This is a genomic window from Parasphingorhabdus sp., from assembly GCF_036963705.1.
Classification (GTDB): domain Bacteria; phylum Pseudomonadota; class Alphaproteobacteria; order Sphingomonadales; family Sphingomonadaceae; genus Parasphingorhabdus.
The window spans coordinates 1-552 of the sequence record NZ_JBALUT010000167.1; the positions used below are offsets into that span (position 1 = coordinate 1).

2 pseudogenes are annotated in these 552 nt (G+C 60.7%); both read left to right on the forward strand.

Annotated features, from left to right (window positions below):
• Positions 1 to 259: pseudogene (locus V7680_RS15705) on the forward strand (IS4 family transposase); the annotation flags it as partial.
• A 61-nt stretch (positions 260 to 320) separates the two neighbouring features.
• A pseudogene (locus tag V7680_RS15710) lies at positions 321 to 552 on the forward strand (transposase); the annotation flags it as partial.

The window sequence follows — 552 nt, forward strand, 5'->3', positions numbered from 1 at the left end:
TCGCGCCGCGCCTTCCGCATCACCCAGGCTCGCGCTGACCGATGACAAAATCGTCCTGATCGATCATCTTGTGGCTTCCAGAAAGAAGGTGCCCAGGCTCATAACCATATCCGATTACCTGTACGAAATCGCGCGGCTCGGCGGCTATCTCGCTCGCGCCCATGACCCGCCTCCAGGTAACATTGTGATCTGGCGAGGATGGACCCGCCTCATGGACATCAAAATCGGTGCCAACGCCATCCGTAAGACTTGTGGGTAATTGGAAGGTCCTCGCCACGCTTACGTGGGTGTGGCCCCTCAATACGTATCAATGTTGGGCAAGTGCACGCGGCCTCACATGGGCCGTCGGCATCCCGTACAAGCAGAAAGTCTATCCCGCCGACGTGGCGATGATTTTTCCCGTCGCCGGGCGTGGTCGCCCCCGCAAGCGGCACATTCCCGACGCTACATCCGTATCGGCGAAGGCGATGTTGGAGGTAGCAAAGTGGCGCAAGGTCAGTTGGCGGCGCGGAACCAAGGGGCTGCTCTCGGCACGCTTCGCCGCCGTTCGCG